This window comes from Halorubrum sp. SD626R (genome assembly GCF_001261915.1).
Lineage (GTDB): Archaea > Halobacteriota > Halobacteria > Halobacteriales > Haloferacaceae > Halorubrum.
On record NZ_CVRT01000105.1, the window covers coordinates 1 to 8793 of the forward strand.

An 8793-nucleotide genomic window follows, 5' to 3' on the forward strand; every position below is an offset into this window, starting at 1 on the left:
GATCGGGGCGTAGTTCGGATCGGGGCGTGAAAGGCACCGCCCGCCGTCTCCCCCTTCCCCGGCGGGCGGTGCCTTTCACGCCCCGATCCGAACTACGCCCCGATCCGAAACCGCTCGAACACCTCGCCGTCGGGCGTGACGAGTCGCCCGTCGAGCGCGGTCTCGCCTTCCCCGTCACCGGCCTCGTCTCCCGGCTCCAGCTCGGCGTGGGCGGGCCGATTCCCCCGCGGCTGCGCGTGGCTCCCCGGATTCACAATCGGGAGGCCGCCCGAGTCGTCGAACCGCGGGCGGTGGCTGTGTCCGCATATCACGGCGTCCGCGTCGCGTCCCCGACCGAGCATGACCAGCCCCGTGTCCCCGCTGCGGTGGCGGTGGGTGACCGCGAACCGCACGCCCGCGTACTCGACCATGCGGACCTCCGGGAGGCGGTCGCGGATCGCGGCGTCGTCGTTGTTGCCGTACACGGCGCGGAGCGCCCGCGCCGCCGACTCGAAGGCGTCGAGCACCGGCTCGCGGTAGAAGTCGCCGGCGTGGACGACCAGGTCGGCCTCGCGGACCGCCTCCGCGGTGCGCCCCTGTAGCTTCGACTCCTCGCGCGCGTGAGTATCGGAGACGACGACGAGCATACCGACGGTCGGTGCGCGCTCGGTTTAAAAAGCGTGCCACGGAACGGCGACGTCGATTTATAAGTAAAAACGGCGGCGGCGCGCGCCTGCGAGGCCGCACCGCGGCCGAGCAGCGCGCGCGAGGGAGTCGCGAGGGAGTGGGCGACCGCCGGGAGCCTCGACCGAGCGACGAGGTTGGGGAGGCGTGAGGCGCTGTGCGGTTGCGGGGTGGGACTCAAGGGGGCAGTCGCCGGCGGCTCCGCCGCCGGCTGCGCGTGGCGCGTAGCGCCACGCTGCCGCGAGGACGAAGACGCGCGACGCCAAGGACCGCAGGCGCGAACGGAGTGAGCGCCGAGGACCGCGGCGAGCGCATCGAGTCCCCGCGGCTGGGGCTTTGGCGGTGTTCACCGCAGAGTCACAGATCATGTAGAGCCGAGCGGCTGGAGCTTTGGAAGTGGTCACCGTAGCTCCAGCGTCGATCACGTCTCGCCGGGCGGCCGGGGCCTCGGAGGCGGTCAGTCCGCCACCGCCGACACCGATCCCATCTAAACAACCGAGATCACGCGCCGCGATCGAGACGACAACTCCGACAGAACCCAGCTATTCCTCCAACGAAAGCGACGCGAGCAGCGACTCCAGCTGCACCTGCTCGTTGGCGCCCTCGGCGATCCGGTAGTCGGCCTCGCCGATCCGCTCCATCAGCGCGACCGCCTCGCGCTCGCTCAGGTCGAACTCCCAGACGGAGCGGTGGAGCTGGTCGATCACGTCGCCGCCGGCCATCCCCGTCTCCGTGAGCAGCGCGTCCAGGGTCGCCCGCGCCCGCGAGAAGTCGCCCTCCAGCGCGTTCGTCACCATCGACTCGATCTCCTCGGGCCGCGCGGTCGCCGTGATCGCGTACACCGCCTCCTCGTCGACGACGTCGCCGGTCGTCGCCGCCGCCTGCAGGGAGTTGATCGCGCGACGCATGTCGCCGTCGGCCGCGTACACGAGCGCGTCGACGCCCGCGTCGGTCACCTCGATCCCCTCCGCCGCGGCTATCTCGCGGGTCTGGCCGGCGACGGCCGCGTCCGAGAGCGGCGAGAAGCGGAAGACGGCGCAGCGCGACTGGATCGGGTCGATGATCTTCGACGAGTAGTTACACGAGAGGATGAAGCGCGTGTTGTCGGAGAACTGCTCCATCGTGCGGCGTAACGCTGCTTGAGCGTCATCGGTGAGCGAGTCGGCCTCGTCGAGGAACACGATCCGGAAGTCGCCGCCGAACGACGAGCGCGCGAACCCCTTGATCCGGTCGCGCACCACGTCGATCCCGCGCTGGTCGGAGGCGTTGAGCTCGAGGAAATTCCCGCGCCAGTTGTCCTCGCCGTACACCTGGCGGGCGATGGCGGTGGCCGCAGTCGTCTTTCCGACGCCGGCGGGACCGCTGAAAAGAAGGTGCGGAATGTCGTCCTGATCGATGTAGCTCTGGAGCCGCTCGACGACCTCCTCCTGCCCGTGGATGTCGGCGAGCGACTGCGGCCGGTACTTCTCGATCCAGATCTCCCGGCCGGTCGCGGTCGCAGCCGTCTGCTCGTCGGCCTCGCTCATGGCGGATCCGAGGGTCGGCGGGGTGATAAACGAACCGAGAACGAGGCGCGGACGGGACCGATTCCCGGCCGTCGGCTCGGGCGAGTCCGCCGACGCGATCTCAGGCGAACTCGTCGACGAGCTCGGGGACGACCTCGAACAGGTCGCCGACGACGCCATAGTCGGCGATGTCGAAGATCGGCGCGTTCGGGTCGGTGTTGACCGCGATGATGGTGTCCGAACCCTTCATGCCGGCGACGTGTTGGACCGCGCCGGAGATGCCAACCGCGATGTACACGTCGGGGGTGACGACCTTCCCGCTCTGGCCGACCTGCCGGTTCTTCGGGAGCCAGCCGTTGTCGACGATCGGCCGGGAGGCGGAGAGCGTCGCGCCGAGCGCGTCCGCGAGCTCCTCGACGAGCTCCAAGTTCTCCTCCTCCTCGATCCCGCGACCGACCGAGACGAGCACGTCGGCGTCGGCGATATCCACGTCGCCGCCGCCGACCTCCTCGAAACCGGTGACGCGCGCGCCGGACTCGGGCGGGTCGACCTCGACCGACTCGATCGCCGCGTCGCCGACGCCCTCCGCGGGCGCCCACTCGCCGCCACGGACCGTGAGCACGTGGCGGTCGCCGTCGACGTCGACCGTCGTCTCCACCTTCGAGCCGTACATCTCGCGGGTGACCGTCAGGCCGCCGTCGTACTCGAACCCGATCGCGTCCGTCACCAGCGGCAGGCCGCGGTCCTCGGCGACGGCGGGGACGTAGTCGAGGCCGTTGACCGAGTTCGGCGCCACGACCGTCCCGGCGTCCGTCCGGTCGAGCAGGGTCGCGATCGCCGCTTGGTAGACGTTGTGGTCGAACTCCTCGCCGTTGTCGACGGTGTGAATCGCGTCCACGCCCTCGCGGTTCAGGTCCTCGGCGAAGCCGTCGACGCCTCCCGCGATGACGGCGACGTGGAGGTCGCCGCCGCGCGCGTCGGCGAGCTCGCGGCCGGCCGTGATCGCCTCGTAGGAGACGTCGCGGAGCTCACCCCTGCGGTGTTCGGCGACGACGAGCGCGTCCGACATCACGCGCCCACCCCCTTATCGCGGAGGACCTCGGCGAGGCGTCCCGCGGCCTCGCCGGCGTCGCCCTCGATCATCTCGGCGTCCGACTCGCTCTCCGGCTCGTACATCGAGGTGATCGTCAGCGCGCTCTCGACGTCCTCGGCGGTCAGTCCGAGGTCGGCGAGCTCCCTCGCGTCGATCTCCTTACGCTGTGCCTGCCGGATCCCGCGCAGGCTCGCGTAGCGCGGCTCGTTGAGTCCGGTCTGCACGGTCAACACGGCGGGGAGGTCCACGTCGGTCAGCTCCTCGACGCCGCCCTCCAGCTCGCGGTGGACGTGCGCGACGCCGGCGTCCGCGTCGACCTCGAGGTCGTTGACGACCGCGGCGTGCTCGAAGCCGATCCGCTCGGCGAGCGCGACCCCGGTCGCGCCGAACCCCGTATCGGCGGCTTGGACGCCGCCGAGCACGAGGTCCGGCTCCTCGGCCTCGACGACGGCCTCGATCGTCGAGACCTTCGCGGCCACGTCCGAAAACCCCTCTTCGAAGGCGTCGTCCCAGACGCGGACCGCTCGGTCCGCCCCCTTCGCGAGCGCCATCCGGATCGTCTCTTCGGCCCGTTCCGGTCCGACGGTGACGGTGACGACCTCGTCGGCGATGCCGGCCTCGGCCAGCTGTACCGCGGCCTCGACCGCGTAGTCGTCCCACTCGTTGAGGTCGTACTCGAGGTCCGTCTCCGCGATGTCGGTCCCCTCGATCGCGAAGTCGTCGTCCGCCTCCGCGATCTCTTTGACGGTCACTAAAACCTTCATGATCGTTACTCCGGCGCTCGCCCTGTAAGGGTTTTCGAAACGCCGCACCCACCGCAAGCGGTTGTCTCCGGACGGCTCCTGCCTCCCGCCGCGCTCGGGGCCCGAAGGCACCTCACTGCCCGGCGCGCCCGCCGTTGTCCGCCGACCCGTCTTCGCCGCCCGCCGACTCGTCGTCGCCGTCCGGAAGCGAGATCAGGTTCTCGCGGCCCAAGCGGAGCTTCTCGACGCGTCCCCCGTCGGCCATCTCCGACAGGAGCTGCGAGACCTTCGCGTCCGACCAACCGGTCTCGGAGACGATGTCGGCCTGTCGCATCCGTCCGCCGTTCTCCGTGAGGAGCCGCTCGACGCGCTCCTCGTCCGAGAGCAGCGAGAGGTCTTCCTCGGGCTCCGACTCTACCGACCCGTCGGGGTCTTCCTCGGCGTCCGATGACCCGACCGTCCCGCCGTTCGGGTCGGGGCCCTCGTCCGGCTCCCGGGAGGCGCCCTCGACGTTCCCGTTCGCGCCGGTCGCGCCCGTTTCGTCGCCCCCGTTGGTCTCCATCCGCCGATAGCCGACGACGCTCCCGGCGATGAGCAGTGCGGCGACGACGATCGCGGCGGTAAGCATCTCCCACGGGGGCCCAACGGGCCCCGTCGACGCGTACACGACGGCGACTCGCTCGCCCTCGGCGAACGTGCGCGGCCCCTCGATTATCACGGCGTTGTCGCGGAGCGGGACGGTGGCGCCGGGGGTCCCGGTGACGGTGTACCGCTCCGGCGTCGCCACCTCCAGCGTCTGTCCCTCGCCGAGCGATCGGAGCCACGTCCCCTCGGGGGTCGTCAGCGCGTCGCCCAGCACGAGGTTCTCGCCGTCGCTCCCGAGGAACTCCGTCCAGACGAACGTCAGCCGGAGTTCGCCGACGGCGACGGTCTCGCCGTCGGCGACCTCGAACCCGGACGGGTCCTCGTGGACGGTCACCTCGCGGTCGACGCTCCGGATCCGCATCGTCCGGTCGACGTTCCGACTCGCCTCCCGCGCGAACCCCTCGAACAGCGCGGGGGTCGGCCCGACCTCGCCGGCGAGGAACCGCTCGCCGGCGGTCCGGAACGCTCCGACCTCCGTCTCGTCGGCGAGGGCGTACCTGACGGACACCTCCCACCGCGCGTCGCGGTCCGGCGTCGGCTCGATCCGGATCCGGGTCGCCGTGTTCGGGTCGAAGTCGGAGTCGATCTGCGTAGCGGGGCCCGCGGTCATTCCGATGGGTTCCGCCGCCGGCGTTTCGGCGGTCTGCGCTCCGTGTGCGGGCGACGCGTCGACCGGAGACGCCGCCGGGGACGCGGCCGTGCCCCCGACGACCGGCGCCGCGACGCCGCCGACGAGGAGGAGGGCGAACAGCGAGACGAGGAGGACGCGAAGGGGATTCCGCATGCACGTCTGTCCTCTCGTGGACCGGGCAAAACGCTTTCCATAGTCGGTTTGGAGGCGGGAAACGTCCGCTCAGTCGCTCTGGCGTCACGGACGGAGCCAGCGCCGCCGGTCCGTGCTGGGCCGTTGAGGTGGATTTTTTATATCAGGGGTCGAACCATCGAACGATGAGAGCCCTCCCTGTCGCCGTCGCGGTCCTGCTGCTGGTCGTCCCAGTTGCGGGGACGACGTCCCCCGCTTCCGGGTCCGAGTCCCCGGCGATCGCCGCGGTCCCCGGACCGATTCCGCTCGACTCAGACGGTTCCGTCGACTCGGCCGACGCCGCCGAACCGGGTGAGCCGCCCCAGTTCGCGAACGAGTCCTCGCAGGTCGACGGGTCGAACCTCACGTTCCGGACGCTCTCGGCGCCGACCGGCACCGACTCGCGTGTCGCCAGCGCCCTCCGCGGCGCGAACCTCGGTCCCGCGCTCTCCTTCTCGACCGCGGACGCCGAGGCCGCCGTGGAGACCGCGGCGGTCGTCGACCGAATCGAGAGCGCCGAGACGAACGCCGAGCGACGGCGACTCATCCTCGCGGCGCTCGAGCGCGTCGAACGCGGCGAGGCACGTCTCCACGGCCGCCAGTCGGACGCGTTCAGGGCGCACGCCTCCGGTAACCTCTCCGACCGGGAGTTCCTGAACGAGCTCGTCCGCGTCTCCGCCACTGCCCGAGAGTACGACCGACGGCTCGAAGCGATCGACGCGCTCGCGGCGGCGACCGATGGCCTTAGTTCACCGACCAGGCTCGACGAGCTCCAGGTCGCGCTCCAGGTGTACGAGGGGCCCGTCCGCGACCTCGCGCTCGCGACCGCCCGCGGCGAGGTCTCGGCCGTAGAGGTCCACGTCGAATCGACTCCGAGATCCGTCACGCTGGCGACGGTCGTCGACGGCGAGTACGTCCGCGAGACGTTCCGGAACGACCGCTGGGATCGCGACGGCGGCCCGATCAGCAACGACGCCGCGATCGAGGTGACGTCCGAGTCGTACCCAGAGACGGCGGCGCTCCGCGAGCCCGACGCGTTCGGGGCCGGCTCGGTCCAGCGGATCACCATCCCGCACGAGTACGGCCGCCTCCGCACCTTCGTCAGCGGCGGGACGGAGCGGGTGTTCGTCGAGCACCAGCGGATCGACCTCGACGCCTTCCCCGACACCGAGCGCGTCTCCGACACCGGCGACGGGTTCACCGTCACGGTCGATCGGAGCTACGTCGGCGGGCCGGTGACCGTGACCGTCCTCGACGAGGAGACGGGTGAGCCGGCCCCGGATGTCACCGTCACCAAGAGCGTCGGCGACGGCGACAGCAGAGCGATCGGCACCACGAACGACGACGGCGTCGTCCGGACGCTCTCGCCGGCGGAATCGTACCGCATCACCGTCGTCGACGAGCCCCGGGTCATCGTCGTCGACGGCCTCCGGCCGATCCCGACGCCGCGGCCCGTCGACGACGAGTAGCGCGGTGCGCGCGGCGGCTCCGTCCGCCCCGCTCGCCTCCCTCTCGATCTTTTTATGCGATACCGCCGCCAGTCGCGCCGTGCCCCTCGATCGTTTCCCGCCGATTCCACGTCCGTCGCCGCGTCGGAACACCGACGCGGACGCTCGCCGCCCCGGCCGGGCGATCGCCCCGGTCGCCGGGGTCCTCCTGCTCGCGATCACCGTCGTCCTCGCGGGCGGCGTCGTCACCGTCGCGCTCGGGGCCCCCGCCGAGCCCGTCGAGCCCACGCCGACGGCGTCGCTGTCGCTGTCGGCGACCGACGACCGGATCACGGTGACGCACCGCGGCGGCGACGCCCTCGACGCGAGCGAGCTCGACGTTCGCGTCACCGTCGACGGCGAGCCGCTCGCCCGCCAGCCGCCGGTGCCGTTCTTCTCCGCGGCGGGGTTCCGGCCGGGACCGACCGGCGCGTTCAACGCCGCTAGCGACGGCGACTGGCGGGTCGGCGGGGAGGCGTCGTTCCGCGTCGCGGGGACGAACGACCCCGCTCTCGAACCGGGTCACGCGGTCGCCGTCGAAATCTCGGTCGACGGGCGGCCGGTCGCGGCGCTGGAGGCCGTCGTCGAACCGGCGTGACCGATGTCGAAACGAAGGGGACCGGCGGGTCGGCGTCGCCGCGCGCTACTCCTCGGGAACGCGAGCGACCGTCGTGATCGCCCGGGGGCTTCGCGGGGTCGCCCGCTGGATGTGGTGCTCGAACTCCTCGTAGCCCGCCGCCTCGAACATCCGGTCGGCCTCGTCCTCGTCGTAGAAGAGCATGATCGCGTCGGCGACCCGCTGGAGGACGCGGTTGTGCGGGTAGTCGGGGCCGACGACGAGCACCTGTCCCCCAGGTCTGGCGACGCGTCGCAGCTCCCGGAGCCCCTCGACGGGGTTCGGCCAGTACTCGATCGAACCGGACGACCAGACGATATCGAACGCGTCGTCGCGGAACGGGAGCCGCTCGGCGTCGCCGCGGTAGAAGCTCACCCGGTCGCGCTTGCCGAACTTCTCGAACGCCTTCTCCATCTGGTGGACGCTCTGGTCGAGCCCGTGCACGTCGTCGGCGTGTTCCAGCAGTCCCTCGGTGCCGAACCCGGTACCGCACCCGACGTCGAGCACCCTTGGATCGTCGCCGAACTCCAGCCAGGAGAGCGCCTCGGAGCGCATCTCCTCGTTCCAGTTGAAGCGGTTGACCTGGTCGTACACCTTCGAGAGGTACTTGTAGAACAGGCGGGCGTTCGACTTGTCCTCGAGGATCCCCATTTACCGATTCGTTGGGTCGCCCGCCCCATAACGACACGGATCCGCCACTGCGGCGGGGGCGCGTGATGTCGGATCGAGGACGGGACGACAGCCGTCGACGCTCCGGTCCGACCCGCTTATCCGCCCGCCGACCGATCCCCGCGTATGGACCCGACGACGAGCGGCCGGTTCCGCGTGCACGACCGCCGGCCGCGCCCGGACATCGAGGATGGTCCCGCGGTCGACGAGTCCGCGGACGTCGACGACGCCACCGGGGGCGGCGACGCCCCCGAGGAGTTCGTCCTCGTCGAACTCCCGGACGGACCGATCGATCCGACGGCGCCCGACGCTGAGGACCAGTTCGACCCCCTGTACGCGACCGCGGAGGGGTACGAGGGCGAGCTCGCCGAGCGCGTGGCGTCGCTGGAGCCCGGACACGTGATCGACGCGACGCTGGCGTGGACGGACGCCTCGGCGCGGTTCGTCGACGTCGCGGTCGTCCGCGAGAGCCGGTTCCGGTTCGCCGACGACGTCGAGGGGATGTTCGAGGCGGCGGTCGAGACGTGGGAGCGGATCCGCGCCGAGGGGGAGGCCGTCGGCTCGATCACG

The 8793-nt window shown here is 71.2% G+C and carries 9 protein-coding genes; 3 read left to right on the forward strand and 6 right to left on the reverse strand.

The window, feature by feature from the left end; genetic code table 11:
- Window positions 1-92: 92 nt before the first annotated feature.
- The 5 genes from SD626R_RS11035 to SD626R_RS11055 form a co-directional block, all read right to left on the reverse strand.
- Window positions 93-626, reverse strand: a complete 534-nt coding sequence (locus SD626R_RS11035) for a metallophosphoesterase (protein WP_092566411.1) — start codon at window positions 624-626, stop codon at window positions 93-95.
- A 579-nt stretch (window positions 627-1205) separates the two neighbouring features.
- Entirely contained in the window at window positions 1206-2189 is a 984-nt protein-coding gene (locus SD626R_RS11040) for a replication factor C small subunit (RefSeq protein ID WP_092566412.1), read from the reverse strand.
- A gap of 100 nt (window positions 2190-2289) precedes the next feature.
- A complete protein-coding gene (locus tag SD626R_RS11045; protein WP_092566413.1) occupies window positions 2290-3237 on the reverse strand; it encodes an electron transfer flavoprotein subunit alpha/FixB family protein in 948 nt (315 codons plus the stop codon).
- Window positions 3237-4025 (reverse strand): electron transfer flavoprotein subunit beta/FixA family protein, encoded by a 789-nt coding sequence (locus SD626R_RS11050; protein ID WP_092566414.1) that lies wholly within the window; start codon window positions 4023-4025, stop codon window positions 3237-3239. Before SD626R_RS11050 ends, SD626R_RS11045 begins: the two co-directional genes overlap by 1 nt.
- A 112-nt stretch (window positions 4026-4137) precedes the next feature.
- A complete protein-coding gene (locus tag SD626R_RS11055) occupies window positions 4138-5433 on the reverse strand; it encodes a helix-turn-helix transcriptional regulator (protein WP_092566415.1) in 1296 nt (431 codons plus the stop codon).
- Between the two features lie 164 nt (window positions 5434-5597).
- Here SD626R_RS11055 and SD626R_RS11060 point away from each other — a divergent pair, with 164 nt between their 5' ends.
- Window positions 5598-6920 (forward strand): DUF7094 domain-containing protein, encoded by a 1323-nt coding sequence (locus SD626R_RS11060; RefSeq protein ID WP_092566416.1) that lies wholly within the window; start codon window positions 5598-5600, stop codon window positions 6918-6920.
- A gap of 163 nt (window positions 6921-7083) precedes the next feature.
- Window positions 7084-7536 carry a type IV pilin N-terminal domain-containing protein gene (locus SD626R_RS11065; RefSeq protein ID WP_092566418.1) on the forward strand — a complete coding sequence of 151 codons (453 nt, stop codon included), beginning with the start codon at window positions 7084-7086 and terminating at the stop codon, window positions 7534-7536.
- Window positions 7537-7581: 45 nt separating this feature from the next.
- On the opposite strand, the gene SD626R_RS11070 is transcribed toward SD626R_RS11065, so the two are convergent.
- A complete protein-coding gene (locus SD626R_RS11070; protein WP_092566417.1) occupies window positions 7582-8205 on the reverse strand; it encodes a methyltransferase domain-containing protein in 624 nt (207 codons plus the stop codon).
- 144 nt (window positions 8206-8349) lie between these two features.
- On the opposite strand from SD626R_RS11070, the gene SD626R_RS11075 reads away from it, so the two are divergent.
- A partial coding sequence (locus SD626R_RS11075) for a DUF6663 family protein (RefSeq protein WP_321163812.1) occupies window positions 8350-8793 on the forward strand: 444 nt, incomplete at its 3' end.

Coding starts and splice junctions, on each gene's coding strand:
- SD626R_RS11035 (WP_092566411.1), bottom strand. CDS start 626: ATGCTCGTCGTCGTCTCCGATACTCACGCGCGCGAGGAGTCGAAGCTA.
- SD626R_RS11040 (WP_092566412.1), bottom strand. CDS start 2,189: ATGAGCGAGGCCGACGAGCAGACGGCTGCGACCGCGACCGGCCGGGAG.
- SD626R_RS11045 (WP_092566413.1), bottom strand. CDS start 3,237: ATGTCGGACGCGCTCGTCGTCGCCGAACACCGCAGGGGTGAGCTCCGC.
- SD626R_RS11050 (WP_092566414.1), bottom strand. CDS start 4,025: ATGAAGGTTTTAGTGACCGTCAAAGAGATCGCGGAGGCGGACGACGAC.
- SD626R_RS11055 (WP_092566415.1), bottom strand. CDS start 5,433: ATGCGGAATCCCCTTCGCGTCCTCCTCGTCTCGCTGTTCGCCCTCCTC.
- SD626R_RS11060 (WP_092566416.1), top strand. CDS start 5,598: ATGAGAGCCCTCCCTGTCGCCGTCGCGGTCCTGCTGCTGGTCGTCCCA.
- SD626R_RS11070 (WP_092566417.1), bottom strand. CDS start 8,205: ATGGGGATCCTCGAGGACAAGTCGAACGCCCGCCTGTTCTACAAGTAC.